We start from the raw sequence: 17,643 nt of genomic DNA, 5'->3' as shown, positions 1-17,643 counted from the left end.
CAAATGCCTGCCGAATGGTTCAAGGCAACCGATTACCCGCCTCTGAGGAAGAGGCTTACACCCTTAACAACGTTTTGAAAGGAGAACACAGATGAAAAATCGATTCACGGCAGGTGGCTTCGGGAAACTGACGGTCACCCTGCTTGCAGCCGTTTGCCTGGTAATGACCGGCATCGGCGCCCCGGATGCCGCCAGTGCTGCCGCGGAAAAAGTCATCAAGGTCGGCTCGATCGGCCCGTTTACCGGACCCGCCGCCCGTGTGGGCCAGGAATTCAAGAATTCCATCGAAATGGCGTTCGATGAAATAGACTGGAAAATCGGCGACTACAAAATCGAATTCGTGTGGATCGATTCGGAATCCGATGCCGAGAAAGCGGCCAAGGCCTACGAGCGCGCCATCGTCCGCGATAAGATCGACGTGGGCTTCAACACCTGGCACAGCTGGGTTTCCGCCTCGTGCATGGAGGTTGCCGCCAAGTACAAGATCCCGCACTTTTTCAGTTTCGGTGCCGGCAAGATCATGATCGACAAGTACAATTCCAATCCGGAAAAATACAAGTACTGGGTCGGCAAGACCTGGCCGCTGCCTGAAAAACTCAGCATCGGCTATATCGAAACCCTGCAGGAAGCCATCAACAAGGGACTCTGGAAACCCCGAAGCCGGAAAGTCGCCGTTTACGGAGTGGACAACGACTGGGGCCGGGCCTTCGGCTCGGCGGTCAAAAAACAGTTTCAGGATGCCGGTTGGGAAGTCGTCACCGAAGAGTATGTCCAGCTCGGCGAGACCGAGTTTTATCCGCTGCTGTCCAAGATCAAACGCAAAAAGGTGTCGGTCGCTGTCGGCTCCATGTCGGATCCGCCATCGGTATCGGCCTTTATCAAACAAGCCCGCGAGGTGGGCCTCAAAAGCATGATCCTGTCCGATGGTCTCGGCTGGGTCGGCGAGTGGTACAAGCTCACCGGCGACGCCTCCAACTATGTGCTCGACCAGATTCCCCAGTGGACCACCCCCGAAGCCCGCAAATTCCGCGATGACTTCACCGCCCGCTACGGGTTCGAGCCCGGTGCGTCCTCGGCCGGACTGTGCCATGACACCGCCGGGTTCTTCATCAAGGTGCTTCAGACGACGTTGAAGGATTATGGCGCGCTCAACCGCGAAAACTTCGTCAAGTGCGCCGTCGAGCAGGTCATTCCGGGCAAGCTGACCTACACCGAAGGTCTTTTTATGGAAGAGTACAAATACACGACGGAAACCTTCCCGGACCCGGTCGTCGGCAAGGGATACTACATCTTTCCGGTCATTCAGTACATCGACGGCAAGGGCAAGATCATCTGGCCCGAAGAGTGGAAAATGTCGGACATGACCATCCCGGAAAACATGAAATAACCAAACCGCTGTGGGACGGTGCCGGCTGCCGTGGCAGGCGGCACCGTCCGCATGCGACGCCGAAACGGTGTCGCCCTTCTTCATAGCTTTTAAAGGTGGTGAGAACCGTGATTTTAGAAACCCAAGGCGTGAGTAAGTTTTTCGGCGGCCTGAAGGCGGTCAACGACGTTTCCCTGACCATCCGTGAAGGCCAGATTTTCGGTCTGATCGGCCCCAACGGGGCCGGCAAAACCACGTTTCAGAACTGCATTGCCGGCACCTTTCCCCCGACCCAGGGCTCCGTTCGATTCAAAGGCCGCGACATCACCGGCTACAAGGCGCATCGCTGCTGCCACCAGGGCATGGCGCGCACCTATCAGATTGTACGATCGTTTCCACAGATGTCGGTTCTGGAAAACGTGATGGTCGGGGCCGTTTTCGGCAACCACCGCAAAGGCGAAACTCCGGAGGGCAAGGCCTCGGAGATGCTGGACTACGTCGAATTCCCCATGGCCCACGACCTTCAGGCGCAGAACCTCAATACCATGCAGCTGAAACGGCTGGAACTGGCCCGGGCACTGGCCAGCAATTGCGAATTCCTTCTTCTGGATGAGGTTGCCGCCGGTTTGACGCCCGCCGAACTCGACGACATCACCGCACTGATCCTGCGTATTCGCGACAGCGGCGTCACCATCCTGATCGTCGAGCACCTGATGAAACTGATTATGAGCGTCTGCGATCAGATCGCCGTCCTGAACTTCGGTGAAAAAATTGCCGACGGAACCCCGGCCGAGATTACCCGGGATGAAGGTGTGGCCAAGGCCTATTTAGGGGCGGATGCCCTGCTGCACTGAACCGCTGCAGGCCATAAAGGACGCAGGAAACAAGGAGAACTCACATTGCTGAAAGTCAACAACCTAAACGTCAGCTACGGTTACCTTCAGGTGGTTTGGAATGTTTCGCTTGAAGTCGGTGAAGGCGAAATGGTGGCCATTTTGGGTCCCAACGGCGCCGGAAAGACAACCACGCTGAAAAGCATCACCGGCCTGCTGGCCCCCATGGACGGTTCCGTCCAATTCCTGGGACAGGATATCACCGGTACGCCGACCCATCAGCTGCCCCATCTGGGACTCGCTTTCATCCCCGAAGAACGGAACCTCTTTTCGGCCATGTCGGTGGAAGACAACCTCCTCATGGGTGCGTTTACCATCAAGGACAAGGCACAGATCAAAAAAAACCTCCGCTATGTCTATGACCTCTTCCCGCGCCTGGAAGAACGCGACGTTCAACTGGCAGGCACCATGAGTGGCGGGGAGCGGCAGATGCTGGCCATCGCCAGGGGCCTGATGTCCAACCCCAAACTGATCATTTTGGATGAGCCCTCCATGGGCCTGTCACCGGAAAATGTGGTTGCCGTATTCGAAACCATTGAAAAACTCCGGGAAGAGAAAGTGACCGTTGTCATTGTCGAACAGAACGTGGACACCACGCTGAAATTCGCGAATCGTGCCTATGTGATGGAACAGGGACGGGTGGCAATGGAAGATACGAGTGAAAACATTCTGTCAAACGATCACGTCCGCAAAATGTACCTTGGCATCGGCGACTGATTGCACGGCTTCCGACCGGGAATATCCCGGAAGGAAAAGGTGAAAAAGCAGTTTCGCCGGTGACTGAGATTGTCTTTTATATCGGGATCTGACCCCCCCTTCGCATCAAAGGAGAAAACGTATGAGTACCCAGGATATTTTCAGTGCAGTACTGGCCTTTGACGAGGCCACGGTAACGGCCAAAACCCAGGCGGAAATCGACGCCGGCACGGCCATCGACAGCATTCTCAACGACGGGCTGATCAGCGCCATGGACGAGGTGGGCGAGCGCTTTTCCGCCGGCGAACTGTTCGTGCCCGAAATGCTCATGGCGGCCCAGGCCATGAAGGCCGGCCTGGAGCTGCTCAAGCCCCACCTGGCCGAGGGCCAGGGCCAGAGCAAGGGGGTCGTGGTCATCGGTACGGTCAAGGGCGACCTGCACGACATCGGCAAGAACCTGGTGGCCATGATGATGGAAGGCGCCGGGTTCGAGGTGGTGGACCTGGGGGTGGACGTGGACAGCGAGGCCTTCGTCAGGACGGCGGCGGAAAAGAAGGCCGACGTGATCGCCCTGTCGGCCCTGCTGACCACCACCATGCCGTCCATGGAGAGCACGGTCAAGGCGGTGAAAGAGGCCGGCATGGCGACCCGGACCATCATCGGGGGCGCCCCGGTGACCCAGGCCTTCGCCGACCAGATCGGCGCCGACGGATACAGCGCCGACGCCCCCGGAGCGGTCAAGCTGGTGAAAGAGCTGCTGGTGGCCTAACCGCCGGTGAGCCGTGAACGGTGAACCGGAAACCGGAAACTCAAAACCCATTTACCAGGAATGAATACCATGATCATCATCGGAGAACTGATCAACGCCAGCCGCAAGGCGATCAAGGCGGCCATCGAAACCCAGGATGCCGCGGCCATCCAGCAGGTGGCCACGGACCAGGCCGACGCCGGGGCCGACTATATCGACGTCAACGCCGGCATCTTCGTGGGCAAGGAGCCCGAATACCTCCGCTGGCTGGTCGAGACCGTACAGCAGGTCACCGACAAGCCCTGCGCCATCGACAGCCCGGACCCCAAGGCCATCCAGGCCGCGCTGGAAGCCCACAAGGGCGCCCCCCCCATGATCAACAGCATCAGCCTGGAAGCCGAGCGCTACGACAACCTGATGCCCATCGTGGCCAACACCGACATGAAGGTGATCGCCCTGTGCATGAGCGATGCAGGTATGCCCGAAACGGTCGATGACCGCATGAAGATTGCCGAAAAACTCGTCGGCGGGCTGACCGAAAACGGTGTCAGCGTCGAGAACATTTACGTTGACCCCCTGGTGCAGCCCCTGTCGGTGAACAAGGATTTCGGCGTGCAGTTCATCGACTCGATAGAGGCCATCCACAACAATTGGCCCGGCATCCACAGCGCCTGCGGTCTGTCCAACATCAGCTACGGGCTGCCGGGACGCAAGCAAATCAACCGGGCCTTCATGACCATGGCCATCGCCAAGGGCCTCGACGGCGCCATCGTCAATCCCCTGGACAAGGGCATGATCGCGGCCATCACCATCGCCGAGGCCCTGTCCGGCCGGGACAATTTCTGCATGAGCTACCTCAAGGCATTCAGAGCCGGGGCGATAGCGTAAATGGGTCTGTTTTTAGGAAAGCAACCCCTTCTGACGGTTTCGCTTCAGGATCGGCCTGAAACCATAGAGCTATCTGCCGGCATTAAGCCGCAGATAGCTCTTGCCATATCCCTGCCACGGTCACGAATTCGTCTGCAACCAACCCGACGTTCTCAATCCTTCCCTTTTTTCTCTCCCGGCGACCCACCCCGGCACCCGGCCCTCTGGCCCCGGCCTATGCGCTTCTCCGGCCTGAACCGCCGGACATGCTGCCGAAACACCTTCAGCGAATGGCCCTGGTTTCCGCGCCCGTAGCGCAGACCGATGTAGCAGCCGGTAATGTCAGCCACCTCCCGCTTCAGGGCCGGGCATCTGGCCGCAACCAGCCGAACATAGTCCGCCGGCCCCTGGTGGGGTGCCTTGGGCATGCCGATGCGTGCCATTTTTTCCAGAAACCGGCCGTAAAGCCGCCATGCCTCGTCCGCCGGCTCCCTCCGGGACGATTGCCGCCGCATACGGACCACCAGGATCACCAGGGCAAGAAACGACGACGGCAGGACCATAACGGGCAGCCACCCGCCCCGGCGCCCCATGGAAAGGCCCAGAGCCTTCAGCAGGGCGATCTGGTCTTCGGCTGAAAACCCCATGAACCACATGTTCCATCGGATGTTGACGGCTTCCCAGGTCTGGCGCAGCACCTCGGTCCAGCGGGTCAGCCGGTTGCCCCGGTTGCGGTTCAGGAAACCGAGAAGGCCCTCTGCGCCCAGGGCACCGCCGATGCCGGCGTCAATTCGCTCCGGCGCCACCGCGACGGTCGGATCCACACGGACCCACCCCCGGCCCGCCAGCCACACTTCGCACCAGACGTGGGCATCGGAATGGCGAATGGTCAAAAAATTACCCAACGCATTCCATGTGCCGCCCTGGTACCCGCCCACCATCCGTGTCGGCACGCCGGCAGCCCGCATGAGCACGGTAAAAGCGGACGCAAAATGCTCGCAAAAGCCTTTCCGGCCGGCAAAGAGAAACGCATCCACCGCGTCGATGCCCAGCCGGCCGGGCTGAAGGGTGTAGGCGAAACCGTTCTTCCTGAAAAAATCCAGGGCCGCCGCCACCACGGCTTCGGGTGCCCCATGGTCCCGCGCCAACCGCCCCCCCAGGGCAATGGCCCGCGGATTGCGGTTCGCGGGCAGTTGCAGGGCGGCGCCACCGGGTGGATCTGAAGAATTCTGGGTGTAGTCCAGAAATGAGGCGGCGCCGTATCGGAAGCGCTGCCGGACGGGGCGGCGGACCACAAGGGTGTGGTCGTCCAGAATGGTGGCGACGGGGTTGGCCGTGGCCGGCAGGTCCAACGCAAACAGGTGCCGGTGGCCATGGGGTTCGAGCATCACCGTATACCGGGACAGCGCGTCGCCGCCCACAGCCTCCCGCCGGGGGAGCGGCTGTCGGTCGGGGTGCCAGGTGACACCGTCGAAGCGCTGGAAAACGATGCCCCGCCAGTAGCGCTGGTCGGCATCCGGCAGGGGCGAATCGAAGGAAACCGAAAAAGCGGGTTCGTCCACCAGCACCAGCCGGGACACATCGCCGATCCGCATGGTATCGGAAAAACCCGAACGGCTGTGCCCGGCCCACGGGGAGCCCCAGAAACTGCCGGAAAGCCGGGGGAAAAAAAGAAAAAGGAGCACCATGAGCGGAACCGCCCCCATTACCAGGCCGGCCGCCAGCCGCATCTGCCGGCGGATCGCACCGTCGGGGTCGTTGACATGGATCAAGACGCCGGTGGCGGTCCAGACCGACACGAACAGGTATAGGGTCATGGACAGGTTTTCAAAAACGAACAGGCTGGTGATGGTCAGGAAATAGGCCAGAAAAACCGTCACCATACTGTCGCGCCGGCTCGTGATCTCCAGCGGTTTGACACCGGCCATGACAGCCAGCAGAGTGATAAAATCCCCGCCGTCAAAACGCAGACCGGCGGACAGCAGCACTGCCGCCATGCCGACGACAAAACCGGCCAGAAGGAATCCCCGGGACGGCAAAGGCCATCTGCGCCAGTCCCGAACGCCCCCGTACCCCCAGCATGCCGCGCACCAGCCCACGGCCCACCAGGGCAGCTGGAACACCAGCGGTGCCATGGCCACAATGAGGGCAAAAATCAGGGGACGCACCGGCTGGGACTTCATGATTCAGGACTTTCCATAAAGGGCCAGCGCCCGAAGGCATCGGTCCCGATGGCCCCGGCCGTTGCCGGCCGGAATAGCCGGCCCGCCCAGCCGAAGCGCATAGCTTCCCCGGCGGTGGTGGGCCTGAAGCACATGAAAACAGAGAACGGAGAGCTTTCTTTCCGTGTCGCCCTCCCTGATATCCGCGATGTCCAGCAACAGGCCGGCATCGGCCTGGCCGGCAAAGGTCTTGGTGTGCAGCCCCCGCCCCCGGGAAAAGGCCTGCCAGTGAATGCGCGCCGGCGGATCACCGGGCTGGTAGGCGCTCAGTCCCTTGAAGTCGTCGACACCGGACTCCCGGGCATTGTCGCCGCCCCCGGAATCCCTCGATGCCGCTGCCACGGGTGCCGGTCCGGCAACGGGCCGTGGATAGACCAGGCACTTCAAACCGGTGTCGATCCGCGCCCAGGCCTTAAACAATCCCAGGGGATACTCGCAGGTGATGCGCAGCCATCCGGGGTCCAAAAGGCCCCGTTGGTCGGTGGCGGCCCTGACCAGGATTCGCGCCCCTTCCCCGTGCCCTATATTTGCCACCACCTGATCGGCGGCGCTGAAAAACCAGCGAAGGCGGGTTCTCGGCCGCTCGATGCCGGCAACCGTGATATCGATTTCCACGGGCGCTCCGGCAAACACCGGCATGGCCGCAGCCGCTGTGAGGCGAAGGCCGTATAGCATGGCGTAGGTGTACATCATGGCCGTCAGCCCCAGGCTGCCCAGCAGAAACGTGAGCAGGAACCCCAGGTTGTTGTTGTAATTGATGGACCCGACGAGCATGGCCGCCACCACCGTCAGGTACAGCAGGCCATATCCGGTGGGAAGGATATAGATGTTGCGAAGGCCCAGGGTGACAGGGACGGTCGTGTTGCCGCCCACAAAGCGGTAAAAGGTTCGGGCAATGGCGGCGGTCACGGGACGGGCACCTCCTGAAACAGGGTGCTCATCCGCGGCGCCGGGATCTCGGACAGGTCGTCGCGGGACCTGAGGCGGTGCCCCACCACGCTGATCAATACGGCCTGGATGTCTTCGGGCAGGGCATAATCACGCCCGCTGATGAAGGCCCAGGACCGGGCGGCATGCATCAGCGCCAGGCCCGCCCGCGGTGACAGTCCCATGTGGAAATGCGGAGCGGTACGGGTAAACCCCAGCAGGTCCTGCAGGTAGTTCAGGAAAGCATCGGATACGTGCACCCGATCCACCTGTTTTTGCAGGGCCAGCACATCTTCTGGGGACAGGCTCCGTTTCATGCGGTCCAGGGCCTGCCGCTGGGTCCGGTCACCGCCCAGCAGACGACGCTCCGCCTCACGATCCGGGTAGCCCAGTTCGATGCGCATGAGAAATCGATCCAGCTGGGACTCGGGCAGCGGGAAGGTGCCGGACAATTCCAGGGGATTTTGTGTGGCGATGACGAAGAAAGGGGCGCCCAGCCGGCGGGTCTTGCCGTCGCTGGTGACCTGCCCCTCCTCCATGGCCTCCAGCAGGGCACTCTGGGTTTTGGGCGTGGCCCGGTTGATCTCATCGGCCAGCAGCACCTGGGTGAAAACCGGACCGGGATGAAAGGCAAACGCACCGGTGTTCTGGTCGAAGATGGAACTGCCCAGAATATCTCCGGGCAGCATATCACTGGTGAACTGCACCCGCCTGAATTTCAGCCCCATGCATCGTGAGAGAACTTTGGCCAGGGTGGTTTTGCCGATACCGGGAATATCCTCGATGAGCAGATGCCCTCCGGCAAACAGGCAGGTCAGGGCCATTTTGACCTGGTGTTCTTTGCCCAGCACCACTTGTCCGATCTGTCGTGCGATCCGTCCAAACTGCGGCTGCATATCCATGATGGCATCACCTCAAAGAGTGGGGACCAACGGCCGGCATGGCCCGCCGTTCCCCGGTAAAGGGGTTGACGCGTTGGGGTCAAGATAAGTGCCCTGCGCATAAAATCCAACCCTTATAACGGTCTTTTTCGGTCAACCTGAAGCCGACGGGCAGAAAATTGGGATGGCGTCCCGGCTGGAAAAAAATTATCGCTCTTATTTTCATGTCGTTGCAAACCTATTTCAGCATGCCGGAAGAAGGCCCATCGATCACCGCCGCCGCCATCATGCGGCCGCGGCCGAGTCCCCCGGCGTGCGCCATATGGCGCAATCATGAGCAATTTGGCACGCCAAACGGGCCTGGCCGAAATGAGGAAGCGGCCATACCCATAAAATTTTATAATAAATAATGAACGTTATTCATTTCAACGGTCATCATACCGAACATGGCCCTGATATTGCTCAGACAGTGATCGGTAAACGTATAAACGACGAATCGATCCGTGTGTCGGGGTTGTCGAAAGGAGGACCGTCATGAATGTGATCGCCGTGTTTTTCATCGGATTGGCTTCAGGCTGGGTGTTGGAATTTTTGTTCGATTGGTGGTTCTGGGGGCGCCGCAACAGAAGCCTTGCGGCCCAGCTGGACACCTGCCGTTTGAATGTCCGGGCGTCCCAGAAAAAAGCGGTTGAGGCCCAGGCCATGGTGGCTCAACACCTTGAAAAAGAGGACGAATGCCGAAAATGCCAATATGACCTGATAGATCAGATTGACAAGCAGAACCATCTGGAAAGGATCTCCGAAAAGCTTTCATCCGAGCTGAAGGCATCCCGGCAGCGCATCGGCCGGCTCAACCGGCAGATCACCGAACTGAGGGCCGAACGCGATCATCTGGGTGATACCCTCGAAACGGTGAATCAATGGGTTGAAACATCCATGCGGCGGCGGGTCTGGGATACCGCATCGTGGCAAGACCGCATTCGCCGTTCCAGTCGGCGGCCGGTGGCCTATACGCGGTCGTTAGCCGCAACCGCCGCCTCTCCAATCGCCCGGGCCGCCGAGCAATTCAGCGGTGGCGTGTCATCCGTTAAAATGCAATTTGGCCGGGGACGTCACCTTTCCTGGCCCGGACGCCTGCTGAACAGGGGGTACTGCGCCCTGCGGGAACTGGTCGGCATGGTCAATAAAAAGGCCCCACTGCCCGGATCATGCTCCATCAGGGGAAAGTAAAATGGGTGCTGTTATCCCGAAAGGAGAAAGTCCATGGAAAAAAACCAGGCCCTGAAAAAGTATAGAATATTCAAATTGATCTTTCTCATCCTCCTGACTGCCGGTGCTGTGGGATTCGCCAGTTATTCAAAGGGCCAGCGTCCATCCGACGGCCGGCACGCCGAAGCGGACGAAGCGGCGTCATCAGCGGTTACCGCGTACCGGCAAGCGGGTGAGATCCTGACGGCCGCGGCAGGCCCGATCGAAGGCAATCGTGGCGATACGACGGTCTACGGCCGCGACAGGGGATCGGCCCGCTCATCCCGGCTGACTGAAAAAGCGGACCGACTGGCCGGGCCGGCCCGCGATACCGGCACCGACCGGGCCCACCGGCCGTTGCCAAGCCTGAATGCAGTCGAGCCCGCCGAGGCCGGTGCGGCCCGCCCCGACCCGCTTCCCGTTCACCCGGCCACACCCCTTGATGCCGGTGCGTCGACGGCTGAAAAGGCCGCCGGCCTGTGTATCGGCGTTCCTCCCAGAGGACGGGATCTGGGGACCCGGTATGTCGTGGCCGCCTGTGAGAGTTTGAGTGTCATCTCCGAACGCACCGGCGTTGGAATACAACATCTCATCGATCGGAATCCGCAGGTGGCGAATCCGGACCTGATTTATCCCGGCCAGGAGTTGCGGCTGCCCCCCCGGGGCTGAACCGCGGCGCAGCGGGTGCTCAGGAAATGGACAGCAAAAGGGTGCCGTCAGGGACGGTACCAGAACACCAGAAAACGGGTGGCGATGCCCGGCGCCGGAATAAGACGGGAGACTTTGCCCAGGCGTATGTCATTGCCCACGAGGTTGGCCACCATATCCAGACCCTGTCGGGCATCTCCAGCCAGGTACATGCGACCCGCCGAAAACTGGGCCGGGCGGAAGGCAACAAACTGTCCGTTCGACAGGAACTGCAGGCGGATTGCCTTGCTGGCGTCTGGGCCCATCATGCCGACAGCGCCCGCCAGCTGCTCGAAGCGGGGGATATAGAGGAGGGGCTGACGGCAGCCAGCGCCATTGGTGATGACACGCTGCAGAAGCAGTCCCAAGGATATGTGCGCCCGGACGCATTTACCCATGGCAGTTCGGCGCAACGGGTGAAATGGTTTAAAACCGGTCTGGCCAGCGGCGACATGGACAGTTGTGACACCTTCAACAATCTATAGGAGGCCGCGAGGACCGTCCGCGTTGGGAGCGGCGGCCGGACAGGCGCAGGTGGCCCGTCAGGAAACACAGGCGTCCTGAACCGCCCGATGCCTCAATCCGCCATCATCGCTTTCAGCATGCGGATTTCTTCGGCCCAGAGGCCGTCATCGGGGGTTTCCAGGATCATGGGAATGCCGTCGAAACGGGGGTCGTTCACGATCCTGCGGAAGGTCTCGAGCCCTAAAGTTCCCTGCCCCAGGCTGGCATGACGGTCGACGCGACTGCCCATGGTTTTCTTGCCGTCATTCAGGTGAAGCCCCCTGAGATACGTCACACCGACCACCTCATTGAACAGGGCCATCGTCTTCTCGTAGCCGTCCGGGGTGGTCAGGTCGTAGCCCGCCGAGAAGGTGTGGCAGGTGTCCAGGCAGACCCCCACCCGGGTCCTGTCCCCCACGGCGGCAACAATAGCGGCCAGGTGTTCGAAGCGGTGGCCCATGTTGGTGCCCTGGCCGGCCGTATTTTCGATGACGGCGGTCACGCCCGTCGTGCGATCCAGGGCCAGGTTGATGGATTCGGCAATCCGCGCCAGGCACTCCGCTTCGGATATTTTCCTGAGGTGGCTGCCCGGATGAAAATTCAGATATTTCAACCCCAGCTGCTGGCAGCGGTGCATTTCGTCGATGAACGCCCTTCGGGATTTTTCAAGAGCAGCCGGTTCGGGGTGGCCCAGGTTGATCAGGTAGCTGTCGTGGGGCAGGATCTGGTCCGGGGTGTAGCCGGTATCCGCGCAGTTCTTTTTGAATTGCCGGATCGATTCATCGGTCAGCGGTCTGGACGCCCACTGCCGTTGATTCCTGGTGAACAGGGCAAAGGCCGTGGCACCAATTTTTTGGGCGTTCAGGGGCGCGTTCTGAACGCCGCCGGCCGCACTGACGTGGGCACCGATATACTTCATGTTTTCATTCTCCGGATCATTCCCCAAAATGGCATCCTGCGGCCCTGACCGGAGCCACCATCTTCCATTTTGAGGATTGGCGAGATTGGCATTTTGATCAGTCGGCGGCCTGCCGCAGCGTTTCCGCGGGGATGATGTTGCAGGTCCGGGTACGATTGTCGAAGACGACCACGGCCTGCCCCGCATCGAGCTGGCGACGCACCCTGGCCATGTTTTCCGCCAGCGAACCACGGGTGTATCCCGAATCGGTGCCATCGCGGGTCACGAACTCACCGATAAGGCCGGAAAGCGCCTCGGGGCTCAATTGGTCGTGTGGAATAACGAGCATCTCCTGTCGATCAGGCATGGAGGGCCCCCCCTTTGGGCCGAAAAACCGGCTGAAGCGTCCTGGCGGCATAGTGTCGGGCGCTGCCGTGAACGGCGGCGATCAGCCGGGCCACCTTGTCCGTATCCTTGCGGCCCGGCGAGGCCTCAACGCCGGAACTGACGTCCACCGCCGCCGGCAAACCGGCGCGGATGGCATCGCCCACATTGTCCGGAGACAGGCCGCCGGCGAGCACCAGGGGGTGGTGGGCGCCGAAATCACGTGCCGCTCCCCAGTCCCAGGCCATGGCATTTCCGCCGGGAAGCGGGCCCCGGGCACACTCCACCAGGTAGGCATCGGCATCGAACACCTGCACCGCCGTCAGCCCCGGCCGGCCGCCAACGAACAGCGCTTTAATCACACCCACCCCTTCGGCGGTCAACCGCGCCGCCAGACGTGGTGATTCCCGGCCGTGGAGCTGGACCATGGAAAGCCCGCAACGCTCGACCCGGGACATGATAAAGGAAAAACCGGCCTCCACGAACACGCCCACGGCAGCCACCGATTCCGGCAGGGCAGCCACCACGGCGCCGGCCTGTTCCGGGGTGACGTTGCGGGGGCTTTGGGGGAAGAAAACCAGACCGATCGCATCGGCACCCAGGCCGGCACATCGGGCAGCCTCATGGGGACGGGTCAACCCGCAGATCTTCACTTGGGGATATGGGCAGGTCATGGCGGGTTCAGACATGGACAACGTTTTTTTGGATGGTTCCAATCCTTCCTGCATAACCGGACAGTCGTCGGGTTCTGTGCCGAAACCCATCCCGTGCCGGGGCGGCGATGCCGCAGGCCGTCACGGATCGACGGATGACGCACCGGTCAGTAGGCGGATAAAACGGGAGGGGGCATCGGAGCGGACGATGCTTTCCCCCACCAGAAAATTGAAAATACCGGCTGACAGATTGCGGCGGATGTCCTCCGGCCCGGCGATGCCCGATGCGGCCACGGGCACCTGGCCGGGGCCCAGCCGGGACACCAGGTCCATGGCAACGGCAATGTCGGTTTCAAAAGTGCTCAGGTTGCGATTGTTGATGCCCACGAGGCGGGCGCCGCAGGCGGCGACCATGCGGGCGTCCTCCGGCGTATGGATTTCCACCAGGGCGTCCATGCCCAGCGTACGGCACAGGTTGTACAGCTGGGCCAGCTTTTCCGGGCTCAGAATTCGGGCGATGAGCAGAATCGCATCGGCGCCCGCCGCCGCCGCTTCGTATACCTGGTAGCGGCTGATGATGAATTCTTTTCTCAATACGGGCAGGCGGCAGGCGGATCTTGCCGCCTTCAGGTCATCGAGATGGCCCTTGAAATAGGTGGCGTCGGTGAGCACCGACACGGCCGCCGCCCCCCCCCGTTCATATTGGGCGGCCGTTTTCGCAGCATCCAGGTCGGCACGGATATCTCCTTTGGAAGGGGAGGCCCGCTTGACCTCGGCGATGATGTTCACCCCGGCGGCACCCGGCCGGGCAAGGGGGTCAAAAAAAGGTCGGAAATCCGATCGCTGCCGGGCCGCCTCCGCCAGCCGGCTTTCGGAGATCACCTTTCGGCCCTTGGAAATCTCGCGCCCCTTCTGCTGGACAATCCGGGAAAGAAAATCGGTTGACATAATTTCCTACTTATCCGTTGTCGCGGGTGTATGCAACCAGTTCCTCCAGTTTACCCATGGCGGCCCCGCTGTCGATCGCCTGTTCCGCCTGGGCGATGCCCGCCTTCAGGTCTGCCGCCTTCCGGCAGGCCACCAGTGCGGCAGCGGTATTGAGCAGTACCACGTCCCGCCTGGGGCCCTTCTCTCCCTCCAGGATCCGCCGGGTAATGGCCGCATTCTCTCCGGGGTCGCCACCGGTCATCGCTTCCGGTGGCGCCAACCGGCCGAAATACTGCTCCGGGTAAATGTCATAGGTTCGAACCATGCCGTCCTCCAGTTGGGAAACACGCGTGGGGGCGCACACGGAAATTTCGTCCAGTCCGTCATGGCCGTGAACGACGAAGGCACTTTTGGCGCCCAGCAGGCGAAGGGCTTCGGCAAACATTTCGGTCAGCTGGGGGGCAAACACGCCCAGCAGCTGGCAGTTGGCGCCGGCCGGATTGGTCAATGGCCCCAGCATGTTGAAGATGCTTCTCAGGCCCACCTCCGTGCGTGCTTTGGCTGCGTGGCGCATGGCACTGTGGTAGAGCGGCGCGAAGAGAAAACCGATGCCGATTTCGCGGACGGCCTCTTCGACGATTTCCGGATCCGTGTCCAGCCTGATGCCCAGGGTTTCCAGGACATCGGCGCTGCCGCATTTGGACGAGACGCTGCGATTGCCGTGCTTGGCCACGGTCACCCCGCAGCCGGCCACGACAAAGGCCGTCGTGGTGGAGATGTTGAAGGTCTTGAGACCGTCGCCGCCGGTACCGCAGGTGTCCACCACCGGCGTGGCGGCCACCTGGATACGGTGGGCCTTCGTGCGCATGGCACGGGCCGCCCCGGCCAGTTCCTCGACGGTTTCCCCCTTGGTGGCCAGGGCCGCCATCATGGCTCCCACCTGGGCATCGCTGGTCCTTCCGTCGAATATTTCGGACATCATCTCCGTCATCTGGGATTCGCTCAAATCGGTTCGGCTGATAATGGTCGCCAGGTGATCTTTGAACATGATTGCGGGCCTCCTTTAATTTAGTCTTTACAATTTCAATCACTGACGCATCAACAAGGCCCCGTCGCAGGCGGTTTCATGGGAAGTCCGGGGTCAAGGCTTGCGAGTCCCGGGAAACGATGCGTATTTCTGATACGCCGCAGTGACGGGGGATGAAGCGTAACGCAGATATCGGACTTCCTACGGAACCGCCAATTTAATAAAATTGCGCAGCAGCCGCTTCCCCACCGGCGTCATGATGGATTCGGGATGAAACTGGATCCCTTCGGTGGCGTGCGACCGGTGCCTCAGCCCCATGATCTCGCCATCTTCCGCCGTGGCGGTCACCGACAGGCAGTCGGGCAGGCTTTCTTTTTCCACTGCCAGGCTGTGGTAGCGCATGGCCTGGAAATGCTGTTTGATGCCGGAAAAAACCCCTTTGCCGTCACCGGTGATCGCCGAGGTTTTGCCGTGCATCAACCGCCTGGCGGCAACCACCTTGCCGCCGAAGGCACGGGCGATGGACTGATGGCCCAGGCAGACGCCGAGAAGGGGGATCGTTCCGGAAAACCGCCGGATCGCATCCAGGGAAACGCCGGCGGACGAGGGCCGGCCCGGTCCCGGAGAAATCACGATGGCTTGCGGCCCCATGGCAGCGATGTCATCGACGGTGATGTCATCATTTCTTTTCACCGCGACATCCTGGCCGATCTGCTTGAAGTACTGGACCAGATTGTAGGTAAAGGAGTCGTAATTGTCGATCATCAGTATCATGGTGTCGCCTTCCCTCCCCGCCGGGTCAGTTCAAGGGCCCGTTGAATGGCCATGGCCTTGTTGACGGTTTCCCTCCGCTCGTTTTCCGGATCCGAATCGGCCACGATACCCGCTCCGGCCCTGACCGTCAGCATCCGGCCTTCGACGCAGGCGGTCCGGATGGTAATGGCCAGGTCCATGTTGCCGCTGAAAGAGACGTAGCCGACAGCCCCGCCGTACGGACCGCGCGGGCCCTGCTCCAATTCGTCGATAATTTCCATGGCCCTGACCTTGGGGGCACCGGAAAGGGTGCCGGCGGGAAACGACGCCCGCAGGAGGTCCCAGGCGTCGTAGCGGTCCCGCAGGTCGCAGTTGATGTTGGAAACCAGGTGCATGACGTGGGAATAACGCTCCACCACCATCAGGTCCGTCACCTGCACCGTGCCGGTCCGGGCGACCCGGCCCAGATCGTTGCGCCCCAGGTCCACCAGCATCAGATGCTCGGCCCGCTCCTTCTCGTCGGCCAGCAGTTCCGACGCCAGCTCCCGGTCGGCCTGCTCGCTGGCTCCCCGGGGCCGGGTTCCGGCAATGGGCCGCAGGGTCGCCACCCGGTTTTCCAGGCGCACCATGGTTTCCGGCGAAGATCCCACCAGGGCCATCTCGTCAAAATGAAAAAAGTAGAGGTACGGAGACGGGTTCACATACCGCTGGGCGCGATAGACCGAGACGATGTCGCGGGGGGCACGGCATTGAAAGGGCTGCGAGATAACGGCCTGGATCACATCCCCCTGCCGGATGTGGTCTTTTACCGCGGCCACCCGTGCCCTGAACGTTTCCGCATCGAGCAGCGGGGCCATGGTCAACCCGTCGTCGTCATCGGCCACCGTGTCCGTGCCGACCGGCCCGGCCATGCGCTGCTCCATGGCGTTCAGGCGCATCACGGCATCGTCGTAGGCCGAGCCCGCAGACGGACTGCCGTCGGTAAAGGCAATGGCCACGCAAATCATGGTATTGCGGACATTATCAAAAATCAGCAGTTCGTCGCAGACGATGAAGTGGGCCAGGGGCGTATCGGCCGGCAGCCGGCTGGGAATGCGCTCGAAAAAGGAGACCATTTCATAGGTGAGATACCCGACCAGGCCTCCCCAGAACCGCGGCAGTTCGGGCATTTCAGCCGGCTGGAAGCGGTCCATGAAAGACCGCAGGGTGGCCAGGGGATCGCCGCCGTGCGGGATGGTCGTTTCGCCATCGCCCCCGGAAATGGTTACCCCGTCGGCAAAAACCCTGACGTGGGTCCGCGCCGAAGTGCCCAGAAAGCTGTAGCGCCCCCATTTCTCACCCCCCTCCACACTCTCCAGCAGGAAGATCGGTGTATGGGGCCCCTGCCCGCCATCATCATAGCTTTTTTTCAGCAGGGACACCGGCGTCTCCATGTCGGCCAGGATTTCCCGGCAAACGGGAATTACATTGCAGGTCCGGGCCAGGTGATCAAATTCATCCCGGCTGGGGAACTCCCTTAATTTCATCGGTTTTCCTTTTTTTCCAATAAAAAAGGCCGCGATTGTCTTCACGACCCTGGATGCGCGATCACGGGCATCGGTGGGTCCGCCCGCGGTCCGTTTCGTTCAGCTTGGTTTACACAGATCAGACCCGGCAGGCTCCGGAACAGCGCCACGGCCACCACCACCGTGACGCGGACAGCGCTGAGCAAGACATCGTGAAAACCGGCCGACGATCCATGATTGTTTCTCCCGTTGTGATCTTTCCCATACCTTTAGGGGCTTTTAAAATGGGTGTCAAGGATTTTCTGTTCTTATCGATAGAAACATTTCATCCCCGAAGACCTGGCCAGAATGACGCAATGGCAAAGATATTGCTAATTCACGAGGGTATGGATCGCCGTGTCAGAATTATCGCGGCCATGAATTCATCTGCCGGGCCGGAAACACCCGGTCGAAGGGG

At 61.1% G+C, this 17,643-nt stretch carries 18 protein-coding genes; 8 read left to right on the top strand and 10 right to left on the bottom strand.

Annotation, left to right across the window (positions count from 1 at the left end; all coding sequences use genetic code 11):
- Positions 1 to 91: 91 nt before the first annotated feature.
- The 5 genes from DSCA_RS27385 (at position 92) to DSCA_RS27365 (ending at position 4,591) form a co-directional block, all read left to right on the top strand.
- The gene (locus DSCA_RS27385; RefSeq protein WP_155319467.1) at positions 92 to 1,387 is read left to right on the top strand and encodes an ABC transporter substrate-binding protein; all 1,296 of its coding nucleotides are present in this window, start codon (positions 92 to 94) and stop codon (positions 1,385 to 1,387) included.
- Positions 1,388 to 1,494: 107 nt separating this feature from the next.
- Entirely contained in the window at positions 1,495 to 2,220 is a 726-nt protein-coding gene (locus tag DSCA_RS27380) for an ABC transporter ATP-binding protein (protein ID WP_155319466.1), read from the top strand.
- A 45-nt stretch (positions 2,221 to 2,265) separates the two neighbouring features.
- The gene (locus tag DSCA_RS27375; RefSeq protein WP_155319465.1) at positions 2,266 to 2,976 is read left to right on the top strand and encodes an ABC transporter ATP-binding protein; all 711 of its coding nucleotides are present in this window, start codon (positions 2,266 to 2,268) and stop codon (positions 2,974 to 2,976) included.
- Positions 2,977 to 3,097: 121 nt separating this feature from the next.
- On the top strand, positions 3,098 to 3,724 hold the full coding sequence (locus tag DSCA_RS27370) for a corrinoid protein (protein WP_155319464.1): 627 nt from the start codon (positions 3,098 to 3,100) through the stop codon (positions 3,722 to 3,724).
- Between the two features lie 69 nt (positions 3,725 to 3,793).
- On the top strand, positions 3,794 to 4,591 hold the full coding sequence (locus DSCA_RS27365; protein ID WP_155319463.1) for a methyltetrahydrofolate cobalamin methyltransferase: 798 nt from the start codon (positions 3,794 to 3,796) through the stop codon (positions 4,589 to 4,591).
- A gap of 152 nt (positions 4,592 to 4,743) precedes the next feature.
- Here the strand turns inward: DSCA_RS27365 and DSCA_RS27360 are convergent, their stop codons facing one another.
- From DSCA_RS27360 to DSCA_RS27350, 3 genes are read right to left on the bottom strand one after another with little or no spacing between them, the layout of a single operon-like run.
- On the bottom strand, positions 4,744 to 6,753 hold the full coding sequence (locus tag DSCA_RS27360; protein ID WP_155319462.1) for a transglutaminase TgpA family protein: 2,010 nt from the start codon (positions 6,751 to 6,753) through the stop codon (positions 4,744 to 4,746).
- A gap of 3 nt (positions 6,754 to 6,756) precedes the next feature.
- On the bottom strand, positions 6,757 to 7,701 hold the full coding sequence (locus DSCA_RS27355) for a DUF58 domain-containing protein (RefSeq protein WP_155319461.1): 945 nt from the start codon (positions 7,699 to 7,701) through the stop codon (positions 6,757 to 6,759).
- Positions 7,698 to 8,621, bottom strand: coding sequence for an AAA family ATPase (locus DSCA_RS27350; RefSeq protein WP_197904679.1), 924 nt, complete (start codon positions 8,619 to 8,621; stop codon positions 7,698 to 7,700). The genes DSCA_RS27355 and DSCA_RS27350 overlap by 4 nt, the downstream gene beginning before the upstream one ends.
- Before the next feature lie 513 nt (positions 8,622 to 9,134).
- On the opposite strand from DSCA_RS27350, the gene DSCA_RS27345 reads away from it, so the two are divergent.
- Genes DSCA_RS27345 through DSCA_RS27335 form a run of 3 tightly spaced genes read left to right on the top strand, consistent with a single transcriptional unit; the run spans position 9,135 to position 11,020 of the window.
- Entirely contained in the window at positions 9,135 to 9,830 is a 696-nt protein-coding gene (locus DSCA_RS27345) for a hypothetical protein (RefSeq protein ID WP_155319460.1), read from the top strand.
- A 33-nt stretch (positions 9,831 to 9,863) separates the two neighbouring features.
- A complete protein-coding gene (locus DSCA_RS27340) occupies positions 9,864 to 10,517 on the top strand; it encodes a LysM peptidoglycan-binding domain-containing protein (RefSeq protein ID WP_155319459.1) in 654 nt (217 codons plus the stop codon).
- 26 nt (positions 10,518 to 10,543) lie between these two features.
- Positions 10,544 to 11,020, top strand: coding sequence for a neutral zinc metallopeptidase (locus tag DSCA_RS27335; protein ID WP_155319458.1), 477 nt, complete (start codon positions 10,544 to 10,546; stop codon positions 11,018 to 11,020).
- A gap of 92 nt (positions 11,021 to 11,112) precedes the next feature.
- On the opposite strand, the gene nfo is transcribed toward DSCA_RS27335, so the two are convergent.
- From nfo to DSCA_RS27300, 7 genes are all read right to left on the bottom strand, one after another.
- Positions 11,113 to 11,958 (bottom strand): deoxyribonuclease IV, encoded by an 846-nt coding sequence (nfo, locus tag DSCA_RS27330; RefSeq protein ID WP_155319457.1) that lies wholly within the window; start codon positions 11,956 to 11,958, stop codon positions 11,113 to 11,115.
- A gap of 97 nt (positions 11,959 to 12,055) precedes the next feature.
- A complete protein-coding gene (locus DSCA_RS27325) occupies positions 12,056 to 12,304 on the bottom strand; it encodes a YheU family protein (RefSeq protein ID WP_197904678.1) in 249 nt (82 codons plus the stop codon).
- Positions 12,297 to 13,037: a phosphoribosylanthranilate isomerase gene (locus tag DSCA_RS27320; protein ID WP_231716298.1), complete on the bottom strand. Its 741-nt coding sequence runs from the start codon at positions 13,035 to 13,037 to the stop codon at positions 12,297 to 12,299. The genes DSCA_RS27325 and DSCA_RS27320 overlap by 8 nt, the downstream gene beginning before the upstream one ends.
- A 78-nt stretch (positions 13,038 to 13,115) precedes the next feature.
- The gene (trpC, locus tag DSCA_RS27315) at positions 13,116 to 13,922 is read right to left on the bottom strand and encodes an indole-3-glycerol phosphate synthase TrpC (protein WP_155319456.1); all 807 of its coding nucleotides are present in this window, start codon (positions 13,920 to 13,922) and stop codon (positions 13,116 to 13,118) included.
- Positions 13,923 to 13,932: 10 nt separating this feature from the next.
- Positions 13,933 to 14,949 (bottom strand): anthranilate phosphoribosyltransferase, encoded by a 1,017-nt coding sequence (trpD, locus tag DSCA_RS27310; protein ID WP_155319455.1) that lies wholly within the window; start codon positions 14,947 to 14,949, stop codon positions 13,933 to 13,935.
- Between the two features lie 180 nt (positions 14,950 to 15,129).
- On the bottom strand, positions 15,130 to 15,702 hold the full coding sequence (locus tag DSCA_RS27305; protein WP_155319454.1) for an anthranilate synthase component II: 573 nt from the start codon (positions 15,700 to 15,702) through the stop codon (positions 15,130 to 15,132).
- Complete coding sequence (locus tag DSCA_RS27300; protein WP_155319453.1) at positions 15,699 to 17,207, bottom strand: anthranilate synthase component I family protein; 1,509 nt, start codon at positions 17,205 to 17,207, stop codon at positions 15,699 to 15,701. The genes DSCA_RS27305 and DSCA_RS27300 overlap by 4 nt, the downstream gene beginning before the upstream one ends.
- Positions 17,208 to 17,643 lie beyond the last annotated feature (436 nt).

This window comes from Desulfosarcina alkanivorans, assembly GCF_009688945.1.
Classification (GTDB): domain Bacteria; phylum Desulfobacterota; class Desulfobacteria; order Desulfobacterales; family Desulfosarcinaceae; genus Desulfosarcina; species Desulfosarcina alkanivorans.
This window is presented reverse-complemented; position numbering and strand designations above follow the sequence as displayed.

What these genes read in the sequence shown, in the direction of transcription:
- trpD (WP_155319455.1), bottom strand. Translation starts at nt 14,949, where the DNA reads ATGTTCAAAGATCACCTGGCGACCATTATCAGCCGAACCGATTTGAGC.
- DSCA_RS27345 (WP_155319460.1), top strand. Translation starts at nt 9,135, where the DNA reads ATGAATGTGATCGCCGTGTTTTTCATCGGATTGGCTTCAGGCTGGGTG.
- nfo (WP_155319457.1), bottom strand. Translation starts at nt 11,958, where the DNA reads ATGAAGTATATCGGTGCCCACGTCAGTGCGGCCGGCGGCGTTCAGAAC.
- DSCA_RS27385 (WP_155319467.1), top strand. Translation starts at nt 92, where the DNA reads ATGAAAAATCGATTCACGGCAGGTGGCTTCGGGAAACTGACGGTCACC.
- DSCA_RS27300 (WP_155319453.1), bottom strand. Translation starts at nt 17,207, where the DNA reads ATGAAATTAAGGGAGTTCCCCAGCCGGGATGAATTTGATCACCTGGCC.
- trpC (WP_155319456.1), bottom strand. Translation starts at nt 13,922, where the DNA reads ATGTCAACCGATTTTCTTTCCCGGATTGTCCAGCAGAAGGGGCGCGAG.
- DSCA_RS27325 (WP_197904678.1), bottom strand. Translation starts at nt 12,304, where the DNA reads ATGCCTGATCGACAGGAGATGCTCGTTATTCCACACGACCAATTGAGC.
- DSCA_RS27360 (WP_155319462.1), bottom strand. Translation starts at nt 6,753, where the DNA reads ATGAAGTCCCAGCCGGTGCGTCCCCTGATTTTTGCCCTCATTGTGGCC.
- DSCA_RS27305 (WP_155319454.1), bottom strand. Translation starts at nt 15,702, where the DNA reads ATGATACTGATGATCGACAATTACGACTCCTTTACCTACAATCTGGTC.
- DSCA_RS27340 (WP_155319459.1), top strand. Translation starts at nt 9,864, where the DNA reads ATGGAAAAAAACCAGGCCCTGAAAAAGTATAGAATATTCAAATTGATC.
- DSCA_RS27365 (WP_155319463.1), top strand. Translation starts at nt 3,794, where the DNA reads ATGATCATCATCGGAGAACTGATCAACGCCAGCCGCAAGGCGATCAAG.
- DSCA_RS27335 (WP_155319458.1), top strand. Translation starts at nt 10,544, where the DNA reads ATGGACAGCAAAAGGGTGCCGTCAGGGACGGTACCAGAACACCAGAAA.
- DSCA_RS27350 (WP_197904679.1), bottom strand. Translation starts at nt 8,621, where the DNA reads ATGGATATGCAGCCGCAGTTTGGACGGATCGCACGACAGATCGGACAA.
- DSCA_RS27370 (WP_155319464.1), top strand. Translation starts at nt 3,098, where the DNA reads ATGAGTACCCAGGATATTTTCAGTGCAGTACTGGCCTTTGACGAGGCC.